Source organism: Rhizobium sp. CCGE531 (assembly GCF_003627795.1).
In the GTDB taxonomy this organism is placed as follows: Bacteria; Pseudomonadota; Alphaproteobacteria; order Rhizobiales; family Rhizobiaceae; genus Rhizobium.
In genome coordinates this window covers 1,872,184-1,896,283 of the sequence record NZ_CP032684.1, presented here as the reverse complement: position 1 = coordinate 1,896,283, position 24,100 = coordinate 1,872,184, and the positions used below count along the sequence as shown (strand labels likewise).

At 59.6% G+C, this 24,100-nt stretch carries 23 protein-coding genes, 5 tRNA genes and 1 pseudogene; 15 read left to right on the top strand and 14 right to left on the bottom strand.

Features of this window, described 5'->3' with window-relative positions; translation table 11 throughout:
* Positions 1–61 precede the first annotated feature (61 nt).
* The 3 genes from CCGE531_RS09235 to CCGE531_RS09225 are packed head-to-tail and all read left to right on the top strand — an operon-like array spanning position 62 to position 3,204.
* On the top strand, positions 62–1,255 hold the full coding sequence (locus tag CCGE531_RS09235) for an amino acid ABC transporter permease (protein ID WP_120663885.1): 1,194 nt from the start codon (positions 62–64) through the stop codon (positions 1,253–1,255).
* Between the two features lies 1 nt (position 1,256).
* The gene (locus CCGE531_RS09230) at positions 1,257–2,411 is read left to right on the top strand and encodes an amino acid ABC transporter permease (RefSeq protein WP_120663884.1); all 1,155 of its coding nucleotides are present in this window, start codon (positions 1,257–1,259) and stop codon (positions 2,409–2,411) included.
* Positions 2,412–2,430: 19 nt separating this feature from the next.
* Positions 2,431–3,204 (top strand): amino acid ABC transporter ATP-binding protein, encoded by a 774-nt coding sequence (locus tag CCGE531_RS09225; RefSeq protein ID WP_120663883.1) that lies wholly within the window; start codon positions 2,431–2,433, stop codon positions 3,202–3,204.
* A gap of 97 nt (positions 3,205–3,301) precedes the next feature.
* Here CCGE531_RS09225 and CCGE531_RS34760 read toward each other — a convergent pair whose 3' ends face one another.
* Positions 3,302–3,481: an Lrp/AsnC ligand binding domain-containing protein gene (locus tag CCGE531_RS34760; protein ID WP_245459118.1), complete on the bottom strand. Its 180-nt coding sequence runs from the start codon at positions 3,479–3,481 to the stop codon at positions 3,302–3,304.
* A gap of 19 nt (positions 3,482–3,500) precedes the next feature.
* On the opposite strand from CCGE531_RS34760, the gene CCGE531_RS34755 reads away from it, so the two are divergent.
* Together CCGE531_RS34755 and CCGE531_RS34215 are read left to right on the top strand one after the other, a co-directional pair.
* Positions 3,501–3,794, top strand: coding sequence for a hypothetical protein (locus tag CCGE531_RS34755; RefSeq protein WP_245459031.1), 294 nt, complete (start codon positions 3,501–3,503; stop codon positions 3,792–3,794).
* Positions 3,795–3,884: 90 nt separating this feature from the next.
* Positions 3,885–4,046, top strand: a complete 162-nt coding sequence (locus CCGE531_RS34215; RefSeq protein ID WP_162943879.1) for a hypothetical protein — start codon at positions 3,885–3,887, stop codon at positions 4,044–4,046.
* A 71-nt stretch (positions 4,047–4,117) separates the two neighbouring features.
* On the opposite strand, the gene CCGE531_RS09215 is transcribed toward CCGE531_RS34215, so the two are convergent.
* The 5 genes from CCGE531_RS09215 to CCGE531_RS09195 form a co-directional block, all read right to left on the bottom strand.
* Positions 4,118–4,194 (bottom strand) — tRNA-Arg (locus tag CCGE531_RS09215).
* Positions 4,195–4,285: 91 nt separating this feature from the next.
* Positions 4,286–4,591: an ETC complex I subunit gene (locus CCGE531_RS09210; RefSeq protein ID WP_120663882.1), complete on the bottom strand. Its 306-nt coding sequence runs from the start codon at positions 4,589–4,591 to the stop codon at positions 4,286–4,288.
* Between the two features lie 179 nt (positions 4,592–4,770).
* Positions 4,771–4,847, bottom strand: a tRNA-Pro gene (locus CCGE531_RS09205).
* A 165-nt stretch (positions 4,848–5,012) separates the two neighbouring features.
* On the bottom strand, positions 5,013–5,531 hold the full coding sequence (locus CCGE531_RS09200; RefSeq protein WP_120663881.1) for a DUF192 domain-containing protein: 519 nt from the start codon (positions 5,529–5,531) through the stop codon (positions 5,013–5,015).
* 1 nt (position 5,532) lies between these two features.
* The gene (locus CCGE531_RS09195; RefSeq protein ID WP_120663880.1) at positions 5,533–6,111 is read right to left on the bottom strand and encodes a cold-shock protein; all 579 of its coding nucleotides are present in this window, start codon (positions 6,109–6,111) and stop codon (positions 5,533–5,535) included.
* 198 nt (positions 6,112–6,309) lie between these two features.
* Here CCGE531_RS09195 and CCGE531_RS09190 point away from each other — a divergent pair, with 198 nt between their 5' ends.
* From CCGE531_RS09190 to CCGE531_RS09170, 5 genes are all read left to right on the top strand, one after another.
* Positions 6,310–6,750 carry a VOC family protein gene (locus CCGE531_RS09190; RefSeq protein WP_120663879.1) on the top strand — a complete coding sequence of 147 codons (441 nt, stop codon included), beginning with the start codon at positions 6,310–6,312 and terminating at the stop codon, positions 6,748–6,750.
* 204 nt (positions 6,751–6,954) lie between these two features.
* Entirely contained in the window at positions 6,955–7,749 is a 795-nt protein-coding gene (locus tag CCGE531_RS09185; protein WP_120663878.1) for a hypothetical protein, read from the top strand.
* A gap of 172 nt (positions 7,750–7,921) precedes the next feature.
* A tRNA-Glu gene (locus tag CCGE531_RS09180) sits at positions 7,922–7,996 on the top strand.
* Between the two features lie 188 nt (positions 7,997–8,184).
* Positions 8,185–8,259, top strand: a tRNA-Glu gene (locus CCGE531_RS09175).
* A 141-nt stretch (positions 8,260–8,400) separates the two neighbouring features.
* A tRNA-Glu gene (locus CCGE531_RS09170) sits at positions 8,401–8,475 on the top strand.
* A gap of 61 nt (positions 8,476–8,536) precedes the next feature.
* On the opposite strand, the gene recJ is transcribed toward CCGE531_RS09170, so the two are convergent.
* The 4 genes from recJ to CCGE531_RS09150 form a co-directional block, all read right to left on the bottom strand.
* On the bottom strand, positions 8,537–10,339 hold the full coding sequence (recJ, locus tag CCGE531_RS09165; RefSeq protein ID WP_120666662.1) for a single-stranded-DNA-specific exonuclease RecJ: 1,803 nt from the start codon (positions 10,337–10,339) through the stop codon (positions 8,537–8,539).
* A gap of 57 nt (positions 10,340–10,396) precedes the next feature.
* Positions 10,397–11,716, bottom strand: a complete 1,320-nt coding sequence (locus tag CCGE531_RS09160) for a homoserine dehydrogenase (RefSeq protein WP_120663877.1) — start codon at positions 11,714–11,716, stop codon at positions 10,397–10,399.
* Positions 11,717–11,773: 57 nt separating this feature from the next.
* The gene (locus CCGE531_RS09155; RefSeq protein ID WP_120663876.1) at positions 11,774–12,991 is read right to left on the bottom strand and encodes an LL-diaminopimelate aminotransferase; all 1,218 of its coding nucleotides are present in this window, start codon (positions 12,989–12,991) and stop codon (positions 11,774–11,776) included.
* Positions 12,992–13,213: 222 nt separating this feature from the next.
* The gene (locus tag CCGE531_RS09150) at positions 13,214–13,666 is read right to left on the bottom strand and encodes a hypothetical protein (protein WP_120663875.1); all 453 of its coding nucleotides are present in this window, start codon (positions 13,664–13,666) and stop codon (positions 13,214–13,216) included.
* 160 nt (positions 13,667–13,826) lie between these two features.
* Here CCGE531_RS09150 and phaC point away from each other — a divergent pair, with 160 nt between their 5' ends.
* From phaC to CCGE531_RS09125, 5 genes and pseudogenes are all read left to right on the top strand, one after another.
* On the top strand, positions 13,827–15,674 hold the full coding sequence (gene phaC, locus CCGE531_RS09145) for a class I poly(R)-hydroxyalkanoic acid synthase (RefSeq protein WP_120663874.1): 1,848 nt from the start codon (positions 13,827–13,829) through the stop codon (positions 15,672–15,674).
* 12 nt (positions 15,675–15,686) lie between these two features.
* Positions 15,687–16,436 (top strand): DNA/RNA nuclease SfsA, encoded by a 750-nt coding sequence (gene sfsA, locus CCGE531_RS09140; RefSeq protein WP_120663873.1) that lies wholly within the window; start codon positions 15,687–15,689, stop codon positions 16,434–16,436.
* A gap of 2 nt (positions 16,437–16,438) precedes the next feature.
* A complete protein-coding gene (map, locus tag CCGE531_RS09135; protein ID WP_120663872.1) occupies positions 16,439–17,275 on the top strand; it encodes a type I methionyl aminopeptidase in 837 nt (278 codons plus the stop codon).
* A 3-nt stretch (positions 17,276–17,278) separates the two neighbouring features.
* Positions 17,279–17,992, top strand: a pseudogene (gene radC / locus CCGE531_RS09130) (DNA repair protein RadC); the annotation flags it as partial.
* 187 nt (positions 17,993–18,179) lie between these two features.
* Positions 18,180–19,421, top strand: a complete 1,242-nt coding sequence (locus tag CCGE531_RS09125; protein ID WP_120663871.1) for a site-specific integrase — start codon at positions 18,180–18,182, stop codon at positions 19,419–19,421.
* A 523-nt stretch (positions 19,422–19,944) separates the two neighbouring features.
* On the opposite strand, the gene CCGE531_RS09120 is transcribed toward CCGE531_RS09125, so the two are convergent.
* From CCGE531_RS09120 to CCGE531_RS34210, 4 genes are read right to left on the bottom strand one after another with little or no spacing between them, the layout of a single operon-like run.
* A complete protein-coding gene (locus CCGE531_RS09120) occupies positions 19,945–21,531 on the bottom strand; it encodes an IS66 family transposase (RefSeq protein ID WP_120663870.1) in 1,587 nt (528 codons plus the stop codon).
* Positions 21,532–21,584: 53 nt separating this feature from the next.
* Entirely contained in the window at positions 21,585–21,809 is a 225-nt protein-coding gene (gene tnpB / locus CCGE531_RS09115) for an IS66 family insertion sequence element accessory protein TnpB (RefSeq protein WP_281024509.1), read from the bottom strand.
* 7 nt (positions 21,810–21,816) lie between these two features.
* Complete coding sequence (locus CCGE531_RS09110) at positions 21,817–23,907, bottom strand: recombinase family protein (protein WP_120663868.1); 2,091 nt, start codon at positions 23,905–23,907, stop codon at positions 21,817–21,819.
* Positions 23,885–24,073 carry a hypothetical protein gene (locus CCGE531_RS34210; RefSeq protein WP_162943877.1) on the bottom strand — a complete coding sequence of 63 codons (189 nt, stop codon included), beginning with the start codon at positions 24,071–24,073 and terminating at the stop codon, positions 23,885–23,887. Before CCGE531_RS34210 ends, CCGE531_RS09110 begins: the two co-directional genes overlap by 23 nt.
* Positions 24,074–24,100 lie beyond the last annotated feature (27 nt).

Here is a 24,100-nt window from a genome sequence, read left to right as displayed (position 1 = left end):
ATCCGCCTTTCTCCCCTCAAGAAAACAAGCCTGAAACGGGCACATTGGGGAAAAACTCTGCATGGCAATTACTGCAAATTCGCCTGAAGGCGAGCGCTCACCCATATCAAGGGTGCTGTACGATCCCAAAGTCAGGGGTGTGTTCTATCAAGTACTTACCATCGTCATTCTCGTGCTGATCTGCTGGTTCATCATCGAGAATACAATGGACAATCTGCGCGCCTTGAACCGCTCCTTCGGCTTCAACTTCCTCGAAGGCCGCGCCGGCTTCAATCTGGGACAGGCGCTGATCCCCTATTCGAGTGATTCCACCAATACGCAAGCGCTGCTCGTCGGCCTGCTCAATACTCTTCTCATTTCAGTGGTCGGTATCGTCGCAGCGACGATCGTAGGCTTCATCATCGGTATCGGCAGACTTTCAGGCAACTGGCTGATCGCGAAGCTTTCACAAGCCTATGTCGAGCTCTTCCGCAATATCCCGCCACTGCTCGTCATCTTCTTTTGGTACAGCGGCGTTCTGGTGCTGCTGCCACAAGCGCGCGATGCCGTGCATCTGCCGTTCGCCACCTATCTCAGCAATCGTGGCCTCGCCTTTCCGAGACCGATCTTCGGCGAGGGAATGTGGGCTGTGGGTGTTGCGTTTCTTATAGCCATAGCGGCCGTATTTTTCGTGGCGCGCCGGGCGCATAGGCGTCAGGCGGCAACCGGGCAGCAATTTCACACCATTTGGGTGTCGCTCGGGATATTGATCGGCCTGCCGCTGCTGGTCTTCCTGGTCACGGGCATGCCGCTTTCGTTCGACTATCCCGTTGCAGGCAAGTTCAACCTGACGGGCGGGATGGTCGTGGGGCCGGAGTTCCTCGCCCTCCTTCTAGCTTTGTCTCTTTACACGGCAACCTATATCGCCGAGATCGTGCGCGCCGGCATCCGCGGTGTGCCAAAAGGCCAGTCTGAAGCCGCAGGTGCACTTGGCCTTCGCGCTTCAGCCATCAACAGACTCGTGGTCATTCCACAGGCAATGCGCATCATTATTCCACCGCTGACGAGCCAATATCTCAATCTCATCAAGAACTCGTCTCTCGCCATCGCCATCGGCTATGCCGATCTCGTCGCCGTCGGCGGCGTGATCCTCAACCAGTCCGGCCGGGCTGTCGAGGTCGTCATCATATGGATGGTCATCTATCTCGCCCTGAGCATCATAACATCGCTGTTCATGAACTGGTTCAACGCCAAGATGGCTCTGGTGGAGAGATAAGATGCCGAATCCAAATCAAAGCTTCGTCAGCAAGACCCTTTTGTCGCAGCAACCTGCACCTGCCGGCGAAAAAGGCGCATGGCATTGGATCAGAAAGAACCTCTTTGCCTCACCGAAGGACGTCGTTCTGACTATTCTTGCCATTGCCCTGCTTGCCTGGGCGATCCCGCATCTGGTCAATTGGCTGTTCATACAGGCAGTCTGGAGTGGAACCGATCGCACATTCTGTGCCACCACGGTTCAGGGCGGAACGCAGCCGGACGGCTGGAACGCCGCCTGCTGGGCCTTCGTTCGCGCAAAATTCGTCATCTTCATGTTCGGCCTCTATCCGCCGGACGAGCGCTGGCGGCCGATACTCGTCATTATCCTGACGATCATTGCCTTCGCGCCGCTCTTGATGCCGTCAGTTCCCAGGAAAGGATTGAATGCAATCCTGGCATTCTTCGTGCTGCCGGTGGTCTCGTTCTTCCTGCTCCACGGCGGCCTCGGCCTCGAGACCGTGGAAACGGAGAGATGGGGCGGTCTGCTTGTGACGCTGGTGATCGCCTTCGTCGCAATCGCGGTCTCCTTTCCGTTCGGCATCCTGCTTGCGCTGGGACGTCGGTCGAAACTGCCCGTCCTTCGCATGCTGTGCGTCGCGTTCATCGAAATCATCCGCGGCGTGCCGCTGATCACGGTGCTGTTCATGGCCAGCTACATGCTGCCGCTCTTCATGCCGCAAGGCTGGACGGTGGATAAGCTGCTGCGTGCGGTAGTCGGCCTTTCGATCTTCACCTCGGCCTATATGGCGGAAGTCATCCGCGGCGGTCTTCAGGCAATACCGAAGGGCCAATTCGAGGGTGCGGATTCGCTCGGCCTCGGCTACTGGCAGAAGATGCGGCTGATCATTTTGCCGCAGGCGATCAAGCTGGTCATTCCCGGCATCGTCAACACCTATATCGGCATGTTCAAGGACACGTCGCTCGTTGCGATCATTGGCATGTTCGACCTGCTCGGCATCGTCCGCCAGAATTTCTCGGATGCGACTTGGGCAAGCGCGGTGACTCCAGTGACGGGTCTCGTTTTCGCCGGATTCGTTTTTTGGCTGTTCTGCTTCGGCATGTCGCGCTATTCAGGCTTCATGGAACGCCATCTCGACACTGGCTATAAGCGATAAAAACTGAGGGAATAAAAAAATGGCTGATGCCCAATCGAAAAAAATGACCGTTTCCGAGACCGAGGTCGCGGTCGATATGATCAATCTGAACAAGTGGTATGGCGACTTCCATGTGTTGCGCGATATCAACCTGAAGGTCATGCGCGGTGAGCGCATCGTCATCGCCGGTCCTTCCGGCTCGGGCAAATCGACGATGATCCGCTGCATCAACCGCCTGGAAGAGCATCAGAAAGGCCAGATCATCGTCGACGGCGTGGAGCTGACGAACGACCTGAAGAAAATCGATGAAGTGCGCCGCGAAGTCGGCATGGTGTTCCAGCACTTCAACCTCTTCCCGCACTTGACCATTCTGGAAAACTGCACGCTGGCGCCGATCTGGGTGCGCAAGATGCCGAAGAAGCAGGCGGAAGAAATCGCCATGCACTTCCTCAAGCGCGTCAAGATCCCCGAACAGGCGAAGAAATATCCCGGCCAGCTTTCGGGCGGCCAGCAGCAGCGCGTGGCGATTGCCCGCTCGCTCTGCATGAACCCGAAGATCATGCTGTTCGACGAGCCGACCTCCGCGCTCGACCCGGAAATGATCAAGGAAGTGCTCGACACGATGGTGGGCCTTGCCGAAGAAGGCATGACCATGCTCTGCGTGACCCACGAAATGGGCTTTGCCCGCCAGGTCGCCAACCGCGTCATCTTCATGGACCAGGGCCAGATCGTCGAACAGAATTCGCCGAAGGAATTCTTCGACAATCCACAGCATGAGCGCACCAAGCTCTTCCTGAGCCAAATCCTGCACTAATCGAGCAACGGTTCGACCAGGGAAAACCCGCCGCTGCCTCGCAGCCGGCGGGTTTTTCATGTGCAGTCCTCAGGATAAAGGCTGCCAAGCAAACCTGTCAGCCCAGCGGCAGAGCATAGGTCTGCTTGACGATCTCACATGGCACGTCTGTCTTGACGTTCTGAATGCTGTTGACCTTCGTCAGATGCGTGGACTGGAATCGTCTGTAGTCATCAAGATCGGAAACGGCGACACGCAGCAGCGCATCGCTTTCGCCGAGCATGATGTAGCATTCCATCACTTGCGGCAGCTTCTTCATGGCAGCGATAAAATGGTCAATCGTTTCCGCATCCTGCGCCGTCAACCCCAAGGGCATGATGATCTATTTCGCCATCCTACCGCAGTTCATCAGCCACGATGGAAACATAGCGCTGCAGGCGTCTTTGCTCTCGGCTGTATTCATCGGGCTCTGCGCGGTCGTCGATGTCCTCCTCAGCCTCATCCTCGCAGTAATCGGATCGCGCGCGGGCTTCAGCGATCGCCGTCGCCGCTGGACCGAGGGTATCGCAGGCTGCCTCCTCCTGATCGCCGCCGGTCGCTTGGCAACGTGAGCGAGCCCTGTAGCGCTTCGCACAAAACGCGATATACTCTTTGCCGCCGCGAATAACGCGGCATTCACGAGACGTCGGGGGAAGCGGGCCGTGAAGAAAAGCGACAGAATCATCGGCGGGCTTGCACTTTTAAGCGCGACCATCATCGTCATCAAACTGGCCGGATCGATGTTCGGCTACGACCTCATCCAGATGACGGTCGATGCAACAAGACCTGTGGATGCCGGCAGCTGGCCGAGAGCGGCGAACTGAACAGGAAACGGTGCTAATGGCGCTTGGATATAGGCATGCGATGCAACCACGCGCAAATCATATCGGGAAAATGGCGACCCCTGCAGGATTCGAACCTGCGACCACCTGCTTAGAAGGCAGGTGCTCTATCCAGCTGAGCTAAGGGGCCATAGGCCAAGCCGCAAGTTGATTACGGCCGCCAACACATGCCTGAAAGCGCCGGCAAACTCAATGGGCGGCGGCTTCAATAAACACCGGTCTCAGTGAGTCCAGGGCTGGATGCGCGTGTAACGGAAATTGTCGGTATAGGAGACCACCTGACGATCGGCATCCTTGGGAGCGATGACGCGGTATTCTACGCCATTACGCTGGGCATAGGCCTCAGCCTGCTCCTGCGTGTCGAACGTCAGCTTAAGCTGCTGGCGGGTGTCGGCCGAAGACGTATAGCCCATGATCGGATCGATCTTGCGCGGGATTTCCTGATCGAACTCCAGAACCCACAGGTTGGTCTTGGCCTTGCCGGATTGCATGGCGGTCTTTGCGGGACGATAAATCTTGGCAGGCATCGCTGCAGCGCCTCCGATTAAAGCGGGAACGACCCGCTTCTTTGCTTCTTTTGCCTTGGCGCGGCCTTTGAAGACCGACCGAACACGACCTTTGCTTAGCCGCGAATCCCTTTGTTTTCAAGCGAAAAGGCCGCCAGCCTCGGCGCGAATTCATCGACATAAAGAGGGAAATTTTAAAATGGTCGGAGTGGAGAGATTCGAACTCCCGACCCTCTGGTCCCAAACCAGATGCGCTACCAGACTGCGCTACACTCCGTACCCGCAAACATGATCCGCTGGAATATTGCGTTTTCGCAAAAGGATCACGTTTCAAGTTCCTGCACCGCATGACACCCGTCCGGCGGAACGAGTGGGGAGATACACGGTTCGTCCCCACGCTGCAACAGCTAAAATCGCGCCGTGCAGATCTTCCAGTGAAAAGCTACTTGCCGAGCTTTGCCGAAATCGTCGCGCTCGCCACCTTGTCGCCGACGGCAAGGCCAAGCTTCCTGACGATCCCGCCGTTCAGCTCGATCACATAGGCGACCGGCCCGCCGGAATTGATGATCGTTTCGGAATAAGGCACGGCGTTTTCCTGGATATGGGTAACGGTGCCGCTCTGGTCCAGAAAGAGCATGTCGAGCGACAGCTCGGTGTTCTTCATCCACATCATGACCGGCCTCGGCGCGCCGAAATCAAACAGCATGCCGTGGTCGCCCTGCATCTTGTCGCGATACATCAGACCATATTCAAGCTGCGCCGGCGTCAGCGCCAGCTCCACGGTGAATTTATGAGTCTGCCCCTTGGCCGATACGATCGTCAGCGGCTCCGAATCGAACGCCATCAACTGCTGTTGCTGTCCCGCAGTTTGCGCCGCGAAGGAGGACGGGACGACTGCCCCAACGAGAAAAAGCGCCAAAATGGCGCTTTTCAGAACTCTAGGAAATATGCCTCTATTCATATCAGTGCGGCCGCGTCACCGGGCTCGGCGCATCCGGATGGATTTCCGCCGCCATCAAGCCTTTTTCGCCAGGCCCGAAGCGGACGAGCACCACCTGCCCCGGCCGCAGCTCGGCCAGACCGAAGCGACGTAGCGTTTCCATATGTACGAAAATATCCTCGGTGCCCTCGCCGCGCGTCAGGAAGCCGAAGCCCTTGGTGCGGTTGAACCACTTCACCAGCGCGCGCTCCAGACCGCTCGTCGCCGTCACCTGCACATGCGTGCGAACCGGCGGCATCTGCGAGGGATGCACGGCGGTCGACTGATCCATGGAGAGGATCTTGAAGGCCTGATAGCCACGCTCCCTGCGCTGGATCAGCGCGACGATGCGGGTTCCTTCGAGAATCGTCTGATAACCGTCACGGCGCAGACACGTCACATGCAGCAATACGTCCTGCATGCCATTGTCAGGCACGATAAAACCGAATCCCTTGGCGACGTCGAACCACTTGACGATGCCGGAGATTTCGATGAGCTCGACGGTATCGCCCGACATCTCTTCGAAGTCGTCAACTCCCTTCGTTGAAATTCTGTCACCCATCCTAGCCAGCCCTCGATTACGCGTCACACTGTTACGGTTAACTGATTCCCTGATATCAAGATTAACATCTTGGTAACGGAAAAGCGCAAGTCCTAGTTTTCGTTTATTCCCACCCTAAGATTATCGCTCCAGTGACTTGCGCGAAGCTGGTGCTTCGATCGAAGATCGGGCCAGCGCAACATTAAGAGAGGAAATAGAATGCGTTATCTCCATACGATGGTCCGCGTCACCGATCTCGACGCCTCGTTGCATTTTTATAGCACCTTGTTCGGTCTTACTGAAACCCGCCGCTACGAGAACGAGAAAGGTCGTTTCACACTCGTATTCCTTGCAGCCGGCGAGGATGCCGAATCGTCTCGCAGCAATGGCGCGCCCAGCCTGGAACTGACCTATAACTGGGACCCGGAGGAATATAGCGGAGGACGCAATTTCGGCCACCTCGCCTATGAGGTCGACGATATTTATGCGACCTGCCAGAAGCTCATGGACAACGGCATCACGATCAATCGCCCGCCGCGCGACGGTCACATGGCCTTCGTGCGCTCTCCGGACGGCATTTCCATCGAAATCCTGCAGAAGGGCGATAATCTTCCATCTGCGGAACCCTGGGCCTCGATGCCCAATACCGGCTCCTGGTAGGAGCCAAGCTTTCGCGAGGCTTACGGCACGCGCGGAGCCATCCGTTTCGCGCTTGCCGCCCATGCCCATCCTCCGGCATGCTTGGACGACTCGAAGCATCATGCATCGGATATCGCGCGGTCATCATTCCCAGTTGGCGCGTGCGATATCATCGTCCCTCGCAGGAGGCCGTTCCGATGCAAACCTTTTTGCAGGGAACGTCCCATGTGCGATCAACAGATTTTATACGGCGGGAAGAAGCTCGCAAGCACTATTGCCGTCATTGTCTCATTTGTGATGATCGCCGGCTGCGCGACCACGGCCAAGAAGCCGACGGAGACATCGGAAGCCGCACCCGCCGCGCAACCGACGGCGGCCGAACAGCTCGCGGCCGACATGAACAGCAGCGCCGACGCCCGCCGTCGCAAAGCCGATGGCACCTATCGCGACCCCCTGGTGCACAGCGTCAACGGCACGCGCCAGCAGATCGTCGCCCAGCAAAATCAAGCGTTCTATCCCGCCCCGACGGCAGCTCCCGTGGACGGACAGACCGGCATCGCCGGCCTGGTCACGCAGCCGACTGGCGTCAATGCGAACAGGAGCAGCATCTTTTCAGCCCCTCCGCCGATCGCCGTCAACCCGGACGGGACGCTTGCCAAGACCCAACCTGACGGCGCACAGGCCATCACGCCGATGATGCGCAGCGTCTACACTACGCCCCCGACAGCGATGCAGACCACCGCGCCGCAAGCGATGGACGCCTCAGGCGCGCCGAACGGCCGCACCTCGGCCGATGTGCTGCCGCCGCCCGTCATCCGCAATGCAAGCACTCCCGCGGCGAATTCGGGGCAGCCGGTTGCGCAGGTGACGCCCTCGGGCGTCATGGCAGCGCCGAACCCGAATGTCCGCGAACTGAACGGCAAACAAGCGGCGATCCTGGCGCAGTTCGTGGCATCGAAAAACCAGCCTCAAAACGGCAAGCTGCTCGTGCAGCCGATACAAGGCGGAAACGGCCAGTAAGGAGCCCGCGTTTCCAGGGAATCTCCGATATCGCCGGCAAGAGCCTGTTAAGTCTCACTTATTCAGGGCTGTCGGCAGTTTCACCCATCTGTCATTTTTTCCACAAAAAAGCAAAATTGCCGCTTGCGGGAATGAAATCACCCCGCTATAAGCGCGCCACACAACAGCGCACGCGCCCTTCGTCTATCGGTTAGGACGACAGATTTTCATTCTGTAAAGAGGGGTTCGACTCCCCTAGGGCGTGCCACTGTTGTTCTTCTTCCCCATTATGAATTCATTGAGCTATCGCTTGCGGACGCAATAGGCTATTCCTATTTACAGCATGTCGCGCAAAAGTGTGCAGCGGTTTTGCGATAACGACATGCGCGAAATCAAAGACCTAAAGCGCGAGGAGCGAATCTAAAAGATCGCGACATGCTTTAGGTCTTGCAGCATGCGCCCTTCGTCTATCGGTTAGGACGACAGATTCTCATTCTGTAAAGAGGGGTTCGACTCCCCTAGGGCGTACCAGATCGCGATGGCTCGATGTTTTCCACAATCGCCTCGAAAAATCTTCGTCTAGTCATGGATTTTTCTGGGATTTTTCTGGGATTTTTCTCGTTTTTCCGCTTGCGGGAATGAAGGGTGCTGACTATAAGGGCGCCACAGCACGCGCCCTTCGTCTATCGGTTAGGACGACAGATTTTCATTCTGTAAAGAGGGGTTCGACTCCCCTAGGGCGTGCCACTGTCCCTCTCCTTAAAATCGTTGATTTTGCTTCTTAAAGCGACGCTGTGAATGATTTATTTCACGGAGCTTTTGCCGCGTCCGTGACACGAAGCTGCACGCGGCGGCTTCCCTGCCAATGGTCAGCGCCAAGCGTGCCGGCGACGTGGATCTGCGCGCCACGGGATGACATCAGCAGCTCGCCCAGAGGCGTCTCAGCCGAACGGAAGGCAATACCATCCACCCGGCCGCCGTCCTGCGCTTCCAGCGTGATCTTGATGTGCGACTGGCCGACGAGGCGGGAATCGCGCAGTCGGTGGCTCGGCAGCGCGAAGATGGGCTGCGGATGGCCCGAGCCATAGGGACCGGCCGTCTCGAGCCTGTCGATGAGCTCCACGGTCGCGCCGCTTGCGCCGAGCGCGCCGTCGATCTTCAGCGTTTCGTTGGCGACCAGACCGGCCACCTGCCTCTCCGCCTTTTCGGTAAAAAAGGCCCGCAGCTTGCCGAGATTGCTTCGTTCCACCGTCAGGCCGGCCGCCATGGCATGGCCGCCACCCTTGACCAGCAGGCCGGCGTCGACAGCGGCACGCACCATGCGGCCCATGTCGAAGCCATTGATGGAGCGACCGGAGCCTGTGCCCTTTCCCGTCGGATCGAAGGCGATGGCGAAGGCCGGCCGGCGGAATTTGTCTTTCAGGCGCGATGCAATGAGGCCTACGATCCCCGGATGCCAGTTCTCGCGCGCCGTGATGATGACGGAGGCACCATCGCCATTGCCATATTCCGCCAGCGCCTCGGCCTCGGCTTCCTGCAGCATTGCGGCTTCCATGGCCTGCCTTTCGCGGTTGAGCTCATCGAGCTTCGCGGCGATCGTTTCCGCCTCGCCGGTATCGTCCAGCGTCAGCAGGCGCGCGCCGAGCGCAGCATCGCCGATACGGCCACCGGCATTGATGCGCGGGCCGATCAGGAAGCCGAAATGATAGGGCGAGACGGGACCGTTGAGACCGGCCTTGCGAAACAGCGCTGCAAGCCCGAGATTGCCCTGATGGCGGGCGGCGATCAGCCCCTTGACGACATAGGCGCGATTGAGGCCCTTCAGCGGCACGACATCGCAAACGGTCGCGAGCGCGACGATATCGAGCAAGGCAAGCAGATCGATCGAACGCACCCGGGAATCACCGGTCTCGCGCAAGAGCCGCAGGGCTGCGACCAGAACCATGAAAACGACGCCGGCGGCACAGAGATGCCCCTGCCCCGACAGATCATCCTCACGGTTCGGATTGACCAGGGCATGGCATGGCGGCAGCTCGTGCGCCACCTGATGGTGATCAATCACGACGACGTCGATATTGCGCGCCCTCGCCACCTCAAGCGATTCGAAGCTGGTGGAGCCGCAATCGACCGTCACGATCAGCGTCGCGCCGTTGTCGATCAGCTGATTGATGGCTGTAGGATTGGGGCCGTAGCCCTCAAAGATGCGATCGGGAATGTAGATGCTTGTGGGAACGCCGAAGTGTGCCAGGAAGCGATAGAGGAGCGCTGAGGAAGCCGCGCCGTCGACATCGTAGTCGCCGAAGATCGCAACCGTCTCGCCCTTCCTGACCGTATGCAGGAGACGCTGCGCGGCCTTTTCACAATCGGTCAGCAGATGCGGATCCGGCATCAGGCCACGGATGGTCGGATCGAGGAAGGCCATGGCCTCTTCTTGCCCGACGCCGCGTCCGGCAAGCACGCGCGCAATCAGCTCCGGCAGGCCATGTGTCTGCGCGATGGCCAGCGCCCTATTCAGGCCGGCCTGATCGAGCCGGGAAACCCAGCGATTGCCTGACACCGAGCGCTCGACACCGAGAAATGCCCGCTGAACTGGATCGACCGGTTGCTCCACCATCTCTCCCGGAGTTTGAGGGCGGCGTCCCTACGAGACACGCCGCCGCTATCAGCCCTATTCTTTCGGCCGCTCGATACGGATGACCTGCGGCTCGCCGACGAGATAGCCTTCGTTCTTGATTGCCGCAACCGCCTTGCGCACCGAATCCTCTGTCGTCGCATGGGTGACGAGGATGATCGTCTGATGATGGGCCGGCGCCAGATGCTGCGTCGCGCGCTGTACGATCGATTCGAGCGAAATATGGTTTTCCGCCATGCGGGTCGCGACGCTCGCGAAGACGCCGGTGCGGTCGAGAACGGTCAGGCGGATGAAATAGCCGCCTTCATGGCTCTGCATCTGCGCCTTGCGGTAGGGTTCCAGCGCCTTGGCGGGATGGCCCAGCACCGGCACGCGCTGCTCGCCCGGCCGGCTCTTGGCGATATCGGCGATGTCGCCGAGTACGGATGAAGCTGTCGCATTGCCGCCGGCACCGGGGCCGACCATCAGCAGTTCGCCGAGAATGTCCGATTCGATCGCGACCGCATTGGTGACGCCGTCGACCTGGGCGATGACCGATTCGAGCGGCACCATCGTCGGGTGGACGCGCTGTTCGATGCCGCTCTCGGTGCGCTGGGCGACGCCGAGCAGCTTGATGCGGTAGCCGAGGTCGGCGGCGGCGCGGATATCCTCGATGGAGACGTTGGTGATCCCCTCGAGATAGATGTCGTCGGCCGCGATGCGATTGCCGAAAGCGAGCGTCGTCAGGATGGCGAGCTTATGCGCGGTGTCGTTGCCTTCGATATCGAAGGCCGGATCGGCTTCGGCATAGCCGAGACGCTGCGCTTCCTTCAGGCAGTCGGCGAAGGACAGGCCTTCCTTCTCCATCCGGGTGAGGATGTAGTTGCAGGTGCCGTTCATGATCCCGTAGACGCGGGAAATGGTATTGCCGGTCAGCGATTCGCGCAGCGCCTTGATCACCGGAATGCCACCGGCGACGGCCGCCTCGAAATTGAGAAGGGCGCCCTTCTCTTCCGCAATCTGGGCGAGCTCGACACCGTGATAGGCAAGCAGCGCCTTGTTGGCGGTGACGACATGCAGACCGCGGGCAAGAGCCGCGCGCACGGCAGCGTTTGCAGCGCCCTCGGAGCCGCCGATCAGCTCGACGAAAACGTCGATATCGGCCTTCTGCGCCAGATCGACAGGGCCGCCGAACCATTCGATATCGGTGAGATCGATGCCGCGATCCCGCGTGCGATCGCGCGCGGTGACGGCAACGATCTTGACGGGACGACCGCAGGTAACGGCAAGCTCGTTAGCGCGGCTCTGGATGATGCGGACAAGCGAAGCACCAACGGTGCCCAAGCCCGCAATGCCGATTTTGAGGGCATCTGCCATGGAAAATTCCTGATCAGTATTGGGGGCGGCAGCCGCGGGAACGGCTGCCGCGCGATATTAACGATGGGCGTTCAGCGAAATGACATTGTGCATCGTCTCATCCGCGGAGGAGAGGAAGCGCTTCAGATTGCGCGCGGCCTGCCGGATACGGTGTTCGTTCTCAACGAGCGCGATGCGAACATAATCGTCGCCCTGTTCGCCAAAGCCGATGCCGGGAGCGACTGCGATGTCAGCCTTCTCGACCAGAAGCTTGGAGAATTCCAGCGAACCGAGGTGACGGAACTTTTCCGGGATCTTCGCCCAGGCAAACATGGTCGCCGCCGGCGGCGGCACGTCGAAGCCGGCCTTGCCGAAGCTGTCCACTAGGACGTCGCGACGGCGCTTGTAGATGCTGCGCACTTCCGCGATATCGGAGCCGTCGCCGTTCAGCGCATGGGTCGCCGCCACCTGGATCGGCGTGAAGGCACCGTAATCGAGATAGGACTTCACGCGCGTCAGCGCCGCGATCAGCCGCTCGTTGCCGACGGCAAAGCCCATGCGCCAGCCGGGCATGGAGAAGGTCTTCGACATCGAGGTGAACTCGACGGTCACGTCCATGGCGCCTGGAACTTCCAGCACTGACGGCGGCGGCGCGTCGTCGAAGTAGATCTCCGAATAGGCGAGATCCGAGAGCACGATGATATCGTGCTTCTTCGCGAAGGCGATGACTTCCTTGTAGAAATCGAGCGTCGCGACATAGGCCGTCGGGTTCGATGGGTAGTTGAGAATCAGGGCCAGCGGCTTCGGGATCGAGTGGCGCACCGCCCGCTCCAGCGGCGGGAAGAAGCTGTCGTCCGGCTCGACCGACATGGAGCGGATGACGCCGCCGGCCATCAGGAAGCCGAAAGCATGGATCGGATAGGTCGGGTTCGGGCAGAGGATGACGTCGCCGGGTGCGGTGATCGCCTGCGCCATGTTGGCGAAGCCTTCCTTGGAGCCGAGGGTGGCGACCACCTGCGTATCCGGATTGAGCTTCACGCCGAAACGGCGCGCATAGTAGGCGGCCTGCGCGCGGCGAAGGCCTGGAATACCCTTGGAGGAGGAATAACGATGCGTACGCGGGTCCTGGACCACTTCGCACAGCTTGTCGACGATCGCCTTGGGGGTCGGAAGATCGGGATTGCCCATGCCGAGGTCGATAATGTCCGCCCCGCCCGCTCGCGCGCTCGCTTTCAAACGGTTGACCTGTTCGAAAACGTAGGGCGGCAAACGCCGGACTTTATGAAACTCTTCCATTTCTTTCCCCATGGGACAGCGGCCCTCAAAACCGCGCTGAAGTTCGTTGATCTCCCGGCCAGCCGCGATACGAACTTGGGACTCGCGGCGCCGTAACCATGCTATCTCGAAAGATAAGGTGAATCTTGGGCGGCTATGCACGCAAAGTGCAATTCGCCAGTCAGACACATCCAAATTCGGCCTATCCGAACGCTTTGCGTCCAAATCGCCTGAAACGCAAGGCTAATTCTGCGTCTGGCCCGGCTGGGCGCTGCCCTCTTTCTGAATTTCCTGCAGCGTGTCCTGACCGTGTTCGGCGGCAAGCTTGCGCATCTCGGCGACGCGCTTCTGGTACTCGGCTTCCGAGATCGTACCCGCCTTGCGCTGGGCGCCGAGCGCCGTCAGCTGCTTGGCCATGTCGCCCGCCTGCTGATCGTTGATCTGCACGTTTGCGGCCGTCGGCGGTGCGTTGAAGGAAGGATAGCCGTCCTTGTAATATTGCTGCGTGCTGGTTTCCACGACCGGCGTGCCCTTTGCGGGCTTTACGATCACAGCCTCAGGCGGCTGCTTGCGCTTGGCATACGCAGCCTTTTCCTCGGGCGTCGAGCAGCCCGCCAGCGTCAATGCGAGAATGCCGCACATTGCACCGCAGAATACGGAATACCGGTTCAGTCTTGCCACCATGCCGCCGCCCATAATTGTCTTCCTGCGCTATTCCTTGCTGTGGGTTGCGACTGTTAAATTTGTCGCAGCAGCAAAGCAAGAGCAGGGTTGCGTTTCATTCGACTTGTATTCCTTTTCCCGCAAGATGTACAAATGGAAAACAAGACATGAGCTGCCGCCGGGAGGATGATGCGTGACCGACAGCAAGCGGGACAATAATGAAGGCAATGGCGGCTTCCCCGGCTTCGACCCAAAGTCAGTCGAGCCTTACATCGTCAGGGATCCCGAAGCGATGGCCGTCAACTTTGCCCGTGCGCTGGAAAATCTCGGCAAGGCGGCTTCCGCCTGGCTCGCGCCCCGCGAACGCGGCGAAAAGATCGATACCGTCGCCGATCCTTTCACCGACATGGTCAAGACGCTGTCCAAGGTCGGCGAATACTGGCTCTCCGATCCCCGCCGGACACTGGAGGCACAAACGCATCTCCTGTCGGGCTATTTCAGCCTGTGGACAAAAACCATGCAGCGTCTCAGCGGCGATTCGTCCGCCGAGGCCGAAGCCGAGCCGGTCAAGGATAGACGTTTCGCCGACGAGGACTGGCAGAAGAACCCCTTCTTCGATTTCCTGAAGCAGACCTATCTTCTGACGTCGAACTGGGCGGAAAAGCTAGTCGGAGAAGCGGAAGGCCTGGACGAGCATACGCGCCACAAGGCTGCATTCTATACAAAGCAGATCACCGCCGCCTTTTCGCCAACCAATTTCATCGCGACGAATCCGCAGGTCTACCGCGAAACCATCGCGTCCAATGCCGAGAACCTGGTGCGCGGCATGAAGATGCTGGCGGAGGATATCAGCTTCGGTCACGGCGAACTGCGCCTGCGGCAAACCGACATGACGAAATTCGCCGTCGGCCGTGACATGGCGCTGACGCCGGGCAAGGTGATCGCGCAAAGCGATGTCTGTCAGGTCATCCAATACGAGCCGGCGACGGACAAGGTGCTGAAGCGCCCCTTGCTGATCTGCCCGCCCTGGATCAACAAATTCTATATTCTCGATCTCAACCCGCAGAAATCCTTCATAAAATGGTGTGTGGAGCAGGGTCACACCGTCTTCGTCATCTCCTGGGTGAACCCCGATCAGCGCCATGCGGCCAAGGACTGGACCTCCTATGCCCGCGAAGGCATCGATTTTGCCCTGGATACGATCGAAAGGGCGACGGGCGAGCAGGAGGTCAATGCAGTGGGATATTGCGTCGGCGGCACGCTGCTCGCCGCCACGCTCGCGCTCCACGCCAAGGAAAAGAACAAGCGCATCCGCACTGTGACCTTCCTGACGACGCAGGTCGATTTCACCTTCGCCGGCGACCTGAAGGTTTTCGTCGACGAAGAGCAGATTGCGGCGCTCGAAGAACAGATGAAGGTGCTCGGCTATCTCGAAGGCTCGAAGATGGCGACGGCCTTCAACATGCTGCGCGCCTCCGAACTGATCTGGCCCTATTTCGTCAATAGTTACCTGAAGGGGCAGGATCCGCTACCCTTCGACCTCCTGTTCTGGAATGCCGATTCCACGCGCATGGCGGCCGCCAACCATTCCTTCTACCTGCGCAACTGCTATCTCAACAATGCCTTGAGCCAGGGCAGGATGGCGCTCGACGGCAAGACGCTGTCGCTGAAGGATGTGCGCATCCCGGTCTACAATCTGGCAACGCGCGAGGATCATATCGCGCCGGCAAAATCCGTCTTCGTCGGCAGCCAATATTTCGGCGGCCCGGTGGAATTCGTCGTGACGGGCTCCGGCCACATCGCCGGCGTCGTCAACCCACCGGACAAGCATAAATACCAGTTCTGGACCGGCGGCCCGACAAGCGGCGACTACGAGAACTGGCTGGCCGAGGCAAAGGAAACGCCGGGCTCCTGGTGGCCGCATTGGCATGCCTGGATCGTCTCGCAGGATCATCGCATGGCAGCAGCCCGCCCACCCGGTGGCAAGGCGCTTAATGCGCTTGAAGAAGCACCCGGCAGCTTCGTCATGGAACGGGCGTAGACGATCGGGGCCATGCTCTTTCCTTCGCCTCTCGTCCCTGCCCGCCTGATTTCGCGTTACAAGCGCTTCCTCTTCGATGCCGAACTGGAGGACGGAACCTTCGTCACCGGCTCCTGCCCGAATACGGGCTCGATGCTCGGCCTGACGGCGCCGGGCTCGCGCATCTGGCTCTCCGAACACGAAGGAGCGAAGCGAAAGTACCGTCATGTCTTCGAACTGATCGAGGCGGACGGCACGACCGTCGGCGTCAACACCGCCATGCCGAACCGGATCGCGGCAGAAGCGATTGCTCTCGGGCAAATTTCCGATCTCGGCGATTATACGACCGTAAAGCGCGAGCAGAATTACGGCCGCAATTCCCGCATCGACCTGCTCTTGACCGACCCTTTGCGGACAACCACCTATGTCGAGGTGAAGAACGTCCATTTCATGCGACGGCCGGGCCTTGCGGAATTTCCCGATACGGCGACGGCCCGCGGCACCAAGCATCTTGAAGAACTCGGCGATATGGCAGAGGCCGGTTACCGCGCCGTCATGCTATTCGTGATCCAGCGACATGATTGCGATCTCTTCCGGGTTTGCGGTGATCTCGATCCGGTCTATGCCAGGGCATTCGAGCGGGCCTTGGCGCGGGGCGTCGAAGTATACGCGCTGAAATGCAGGGTTTCGCCGACGGAAATAGCGCCTGCCGGGTTGATCCCGATAGACGAACCCGGCATAGCTGCATTAGATACGAGTATAAAGATTTCTGCTGAAGGCTAGTCATGGTGAATTACATCGAAGCGGCAACCGCGCCGGCGAAAAATACGGGCGCTATCCGCCTCTACGGGCAGGATGCCTTTGCCGGAATGCGCAAGGCATGCCAGTTGACCGCCCGCTGCCTCGATGAACTGGCCGCGATCGTCAAGCCCGGCGTGGCCACCGATGTCATCGACCGCTTCGTTTTCGAATTCGGCATGGATCACGGCGCTTATCCGGCGACGCTGAACTATCGCGGCTACATGAAATCCTCGTGCACGTCGATCAACCACGTCGTCTGCCACGGCATTCCCAACGACAAGCCGCTGCGCGAGAGCGATATCGTCAATATCGACGTGACCTATGTGCTCGACGGCTGGCATGGCGATTCCAGCCGCATGTATCCTGTCGGCGAAATCAAGCGTTCGGCCGAGCGGCTGCTGGAGGTTACCTACGAATCCCTGATGCGCGGCATCGCCGCCGTGCGCCCCGGTGCCCGCACCGGCGCCATCGGCGAAGCGATCCAGACCTATGCCGAGGGCGAGCGCTGCTCGGTCGTGCGCGACTTCTGCGGCCACGGCGTCGGCAGCCTGTTCCACGATTCGCCGAATATCCTGCATTACGGCCGGGTCAATGACGGCCCGGAGCTGCGCGAAGGCATGATCTTCACCATCGAGCCGATGATTAATCTCGGCAAGCCACATGTGAAGGTGCTCGGCGATGGCTGGACAGCCGTGACCCGCGACCGTTCGCTCTCGGCGCAGTACGAGCACACGGTCGGCGTCACCGCGACGGGCTGCGAGATCTTCACCCTGTCGCCCGGCGGCCTCGACCGCCCCGGCCTGCCGCCGCTGCAGGGATAGTTCATGGCGAAACGTCCCGCTTCTTCCAACGGACATGGCGACATGCCCCTCGACAGAGGCGGGAATAAGGAGGCTTTGGAAGAGGCCGCGCTTCTGGACGAGCGACTATTCTTCGCACCACAAGCCGCCAAGCCCGCCTCGCGAGCCACCAAATCCGCGCCTGCGGCCAAACCCGCCCCAGCGAACGCCGAAGCCCATTATCACGGCCACCGCGAGCGGTTACGCAATCGCTTTCGCGACGGCGGCGACGCGGCGCTGGCCGATTATGAAATCCTCGAGCTGCTGCTCTTCCGGCTGATCCCGCGCCGGGACACGAAGCCGATCGCCAAGGCTCTGCTTGCCCGCTTCGGCTCGCTCGGCGGCGTGTTCGGTGCGCCGGTCGGCCTGCTGACCGAGGTCAGCGGCGTCGGCGATGCGGTCGGGCTTGACCTGAAGCTGATTGCGAGCGTCGCGCAGCGGATGTTGAAGAGCGAATTGACCGGCAAGCCGGTGCTCTCTTCCTGGAAGGCGCTCATCGACTATTGTCATGCCGCCATGGCGCATGAGGCGCGCGAGCAATTTCGCCTGCTGTTTCTCGACAAGCGCAATGCCTTGATCGCAGATGAGGTGCAGGGTTTCGGCACGGTCGATCATACGCCCGTCTATCCGCGCGAAGTCGTCAAACGCGCGCTGGAGCTCTCCGCCTCAGCCGTGATTCTCGTCCATAACCACCCCACTTACCTTGGTTCGATCACGTTGGATCACGCTCAAGCATATTGAAACATCATTGGTTTTAGCCCTTGCGTACAGGGGGCGGCTTTGGCAAACTGGGGGCTGTTGAAGGGGTAGCGGACGGCCTCCAGATCCCGAACGCCGATCCCTATTTCTTCTCGACCGATCCCAGTTGCCGAGAGGGAGAAACGCCATGCCGAGCCTCACCGATTCAGCCATCCGGCAAGCGTTGAAGCGCGTGGAAAGCAGCCGAAAGCAGGAGAACCTCGCCGACGGCGAAGGACGCGGCACTGGCCGTCTCGTCCTTGTGCTCAAGCCGATGCCGAAGCGTGTCACCGCCGACTGGATGGCGCAGCAGTGGCGCGATGGAAAGCGGACAAAGAAGAAGCTCGGCGCCTATCCATCGATGTCGCTCGCCCAAGCGCGCGAGATCTTTAAGCGCGACTTCGCCGACGTCATCCAGAAGGGGCGCAGCATCAAGATCGCCACCGACACTCGCCCCGGTACCGTCGCCGATCTGTTCGAAGGCTATGTCGCGTCGTTGAAAGCGGCGAGCAAACCGTCCTGGAAGGAAACGGAAAAGGGCCTCAACAAGATCGCCGACACGCTCGGCCGCAATCGCCTGGCGCGTGAGATCGAATCCGAAGAGATCGTCGAGCTGATCCGGCCGATCTATGAGCGCGGTGCCCGATCGATGGCGGATCATGTCAGGTGCTACATCCATGCGGCCTACAGCTGGGGAATGAAGTCAGACAACGATTATCGCAACACCTCCCCTCGCCGCTTCCGCATTCCCTACAATCCGGCATCGGGCATTCCGACCGAGCCCAAGGTCCAGGGCACACGCTGGCTCAGCGAGGACGAGTTCTTGCAGCTCTATCGCTGGCTCGAATGCCCGGACACTCCGGTGCATCCGTCCTATCCGCGTGCCGTGCAGATCATCATGCTGACGGGTCAGCGTGTCGAGGAGATCGCCCGCCTGCATGTCGACCAGTGGGATGCCAAGGAAAGGATCATCGACTGGTCGAAGACCAAGAACCTCCAGCCGCACGCCGTTCCGGTCCCATCGCTCGCTGCCGAGTTGATCGAGTCGATCAAGCCGAATGCGCACGGCTGGTACTTTCCTTCTGCGAAGGACCCGTCGAAGCCGGTCAGCCATGCGACGCTCTACAGCTTCGTCTGGCGGCAGCGGGATCGCGGGGTCATTCCCTACGCCACGAACCGCGATCTTCGGCGGACCTTCAAGACGCTGGCTGGCAAGGCTGGTCTCTCGAAAGAGATCCGAGATCGCATCCAGAACCACGCACTACAGGACGTCAGCTCAAAGAATTACGACCGCTGGAACTACATGCCCGAAAAGCGAGCCGGTATGAAAAAATGGGATAAGTTCGTGCGGGCCATGCTCTTGAGGAAGAGGATGAAGGATGCCGCGTGATTTTATTGTATCTGCAAAAATTTAATGGAGCGAGTTAGGGTGATGACGGTCGGGGCCGGCAGCTGGGCGCGCTGCTTGTGGCCGCACGGGATTCATGTCACGGTGGTGTTTTGGGAGGGATCACCGCCATGCCCAAAAGATTCAACCGACGTACGGTTCTCGCCGGCGCGACCGCGTTCGCCGCCAGCGCGGCGCTTCGAACTCATGCAGCTAGTCTTCTCCCGTTAGGTGCAGTCCTAATTCCCGGAGAGGAGCCCAAGCCGGTGCTTCCCGGATTGGTCGCCAAACGGCCGCCACATGCTCGAAACCTGCCTGATGCACCTGCCACTAGAGATTTCACAGTTGGCAGCTCCGGCTGGACTGCGCTCGGGAACGACATAGCCGGGGATTGCGTGCTCGCCTGCGCCGCTCACATGGTGCAGTTCGCATCATGGCATGCGAAAAGTAAGCGCGATTTTCGATGCGCATTGACGGCTGCGGCACCGCTGGAGCCGCCTCGCATCGGTAGCGATATCCGGCTCCGTTAGGCGGCGGAGGTTTTCGAGAAGTTGATCGGTAGCAGGTCGCCGATGTCGGCGTAGTCGTCTCGCTGCGGCAACTCAGTAAGCACGTGCCGCAGCCAGATCAGAGGGTCGACGCCACAGGCGCGGCAGGTCAGCATCAAACTATAGATCACTGCGCTGGCCTTGGCTCCGTCAGCAGTGTCGCTGAACAGCCACGATTTTCTTCCGGTCGCAAAAACCCTGATGTCGCGTTCGAGAATGTTGTTATCGATCGGTATCCTGCCGTCGCTGGTGTAGCGTGTCAGGTGATCCCACTGGTTCAGGGTGTAGGACACAGCATCGCCGAGCTTCGTATCCGGCACGACCTTCGGCGCGATGTTATCGAGCCACGTCTTTAGAGCGTTCAGGACAGGCAAGCTGTGCTGTTGCCGGAAGCGGCGAATGCAATCGGCCTGCGTTTCACCGGCATCGGGCTTTATCTCTCGCGCCTGCCTTTCGATCCGGTAGAGCTGCTCGAAGAACCGGAGAGCTTGCTCCGGCGGGCCGCCGCCATTCTTTCTCGCCTTGAGGGCATCAACGAAGCGCCGCCTGGAGTGAGCCATGCATCCGATATGGGTTGCGCCATGCAATGTGCGCCAGGCTGTGTAGCCATCGCTCACCAATATGCCGCGGTAGTCACCAAGGAAGGTCTGCGGGTGGATCTGGCCGCGGCCGGGCTGATAATCGAGCAGTACGATTGGCTGGTCACTGTCCTCGCCGCTGCGATAGGCCCACATGTACGATGTGCTGGTGGCCTCTTTGTCCTTTTCCTTGAGGACTTGAACCGTCGTCTCATCGCCATGAATGAGAGGCTGCGATCGCAACCGCAGTTTCAGCGCATCATAGATGCGGTGCAGATGCTTCTCGCTTGAGCCGATCACCCAGTGAGCGAGAGCGCCGCGGCTGATCGGAACACCAGCACGCTCGAATGTTTGCGCCACGCGGTAGAGCGGTGTGCCATCGACGTATTTGTGAACGAGCGCGAAGGCCAGTGTCGAGGCGGTAGCGATACTGCCTGGCAGCGGCTGCGTCGGCATCGGCGCGATCACGACAGGCGTGTTGATCCCGGTGCGGTCGCAATGGCGGCAAGCGTACTTGAACCGCACATTCTGTAGGACCTTTGCCTTGACCTCGATATGGAGCTGTTCGGTAACAGCCTCCCCCATGCGATGCATCTGACCCTGGCAGCAGGGACAAGACTTCTGATCGTCGGGGAGGTCATATTCAACGCGCTCGCGTGGCAGGTCTTCCGGCAGAGGTCTGCGTCCACGCTTCTTTCCCGTTTGACCTTCTACCGCTGGCAGGCCGGTCTCCGGAAGTTCGACAACATCGCCTGCCTCGCTGTCATCCTCGACCGCAGCCTCTTCGGCCTCGTTGAAGAGACGATCGATGTGCTTTTCGCTGCGCGGGGCAAAGCGATGGAGCTTTGCCAGTGCCAACTCTTCTTCCAGCTTGACGACCCGCTGCGAGAGCGCTTCCTTCTCGGCTGTGAGCGCAGCGATTTCGGCAGCATTGGCCGCCAACTGCGCCATCAGCTCTGCAACACTAGGATCGCCGGTTCGAGTCATCCTAGTTTTGAATCTGAACCGCTTCTCCGCGTCAACAGCTCAATTCGCGATCCTCAGCCGGCGATCTGATATTGGCGCACCGGATGGCGGATCATTGCGTCGATATCGATGCCGTCGAGGATCCAGTGGAGCTGTTCTGTCGTCAGCACAACGAGCGGAACCTCCCGGCAGGGCCAACGGAACCTGTCTTCCGTCAATTTCTTCAGGACCATCACAAAACCGGACCGATCAAAAAACAGGAGCTTCATCCGGTCACGCCAACGCGTTTCATAATGCATCCCTCTGTTAAAGTCCGGGCAATCGGACAACCTTATCATATTGATAATCTTCATAAATCTTGGGCCGTCGCCCGACCACACCCTGCACCCCTATCAGAACAGCCTCTGAGGTTAGCGCTTCAATCGGAACCATCCACTGTGAGCCTGGCAAGATTTGCGTTGCGGGCAAGATGCCCTTCTTTACAAGGCTTTTCGCCGATCCGATGCAGATACCGAGCCTTTCGGCAGCTTTCATCAGGCTAATCACGGGACTGCCCGCTTTTGTGGGATCATATTCTGGAATGCCCAACCGCTCGCGCATGTCACGAACACGCACCGCCGTCCAACCCTCACCATCACCGGTCTTGCAAAGCATCCGATTGAGGGACACTGCGAGCTCCCGATCTGGCCAATGTCCGCCCAGCTTTCGTAGTGCCTCTACGGCGGGCGGGGCCATATCGCTCGGATATCGGCCAGTCTTGACACGCGCCACGCGTACCTCAGTATGGCGGCCACCGGTCCAATGGATCAGCAGCACAGCCTGGTTGGTCGTATCGTCGAGATCGCAGATGATCTCCTGGACCAGAATATGGATGAGCCGCTGCTTTGTCCGCGTATCGGTTGACGGTGCATTCCAGGCTGTCGGTAAGTCATGGGCAAGCTGTAGAAGCCGGCCACGATCAATTGCTGGACGTGCTGTCGACAGCGCGGACAATTCTTCGATCTTGCGCTCAAGCATGCTCACACGTTCCAGTGCATCGTTCCAACGAGCTTCCAGTTCGCGGGCGACATGACGTTTGGCCGGATCGACCAGCTCGTATCTGCGTCCGGCCAGTGACGCCTCATAGCGTGCGCCTTCAAGGTCCCGCTCAATTGCCGCTATAACATCTCTTGCGGACCGCTCAACCTGATCCGAGGCGAAGATCGCCGCTTCGACAGCGCGATCCGAAACCGCTTCCAGAATCTGAGTGGCCACGGCACGATCGACCCTCACGCCGCCAATTCCGATGCAAAGCCCGAGACCCACACGAGCGTCGTCGCCGCGGCACTGATAGCGATGCGCGTTGCCCTTTGCGCCGCCGTAGAAGACACGCATCATTCGGCCGCAGCGGCCGCATCGTATCAGTCCCGTCAACAGCGCACGACCGCCACGCGCCGATTTGCGATCACAATTCCTCTTCATGTGTGCGTTCTCGGTCAGAAGCTTCTGGTTCTCTTCATACTCCCGCCATGTGATGTAACCTTGATGATTGTCGCGCAGCAATACACTCCATTCATCCCTGGGCTTGCGCAGCCCGTTGGCCTTGCGAGCGCGACCATCGATGATCAACGTTCGTTGTGCTCGCCTTCCGAAGACATAGGCGCCCGCGTAGAGTGGATTGTGGAGGATCTGCATGACGCTATGATAAGCTGGCGCCTTCCAGACGAGCTTGCGCACTTCCACGTTGCGCAAGACGACGGGCATTTTGATATCGGCCGACCGCAGCCACAAAAAGACTTGTCGCCCACTTCCCAGTTCCCGGAATTTGTCAAAGACAAGCCTGATCGCCTCCGCCACATGTTCGTCCGGATCGATCTCGATCTTGCCCGCCTCACTCCAGCAGAAGCCCGGAGGCAACATGAACCGGAACTCCCCGCGTCCCGCCTTGGAATCGCGCGCGGCAATGCCGCGCTGACGGATCAAACTCAGTTCATACTCCGACATCGTGCCTTTCAGCCCAAGCAGCAGACGATCATTGACAAGCCTTGGATCAAAGGCGCCATCTGGATCGATGACCAGCGTACCAGTGAGCGCGCACAGATCGATCAGATGATGCCAGTCCCGCCCATTGCGCGCCAGACGCGATGCCTCGATGCAATAGACCGCACCTACGTTACCCGAGCAGACCAGCGCGACAAGCCGCTCAAACCCAGGTCGCTCCACGCTGCCTGAGCCTGAGCGTCCAAGGTCATCATCGATCACAGTTACCGATGCAAACCCGGTCGTTGCGGCGGCACCAGCCAGATCATATTGCCGGCGCTGGCTTTCGAGATTGCCCGTCACTTGCGCCATGGTTGACTGGCGGACATAGACAATCGCGGCGCGGCCCAGATGGTCAGACGTGATCTTCGTGTTCATCTACGCCTCCCGTCTTCGCCGTTTTGCTCGCTCCCAAAGCCTCCAACAGAAGATCCGCCAGCGTTTCCACCAGTCCTTTGACGTTCTTGACCACCGGAATCTGGCGATTTTGACGCTCCAACTCCAGAACGAGTTGGTCGCGATTTTGATGTCGCCTGTTTCGCATTACCCTTCTCCTTCTTCCTCGAAGGAC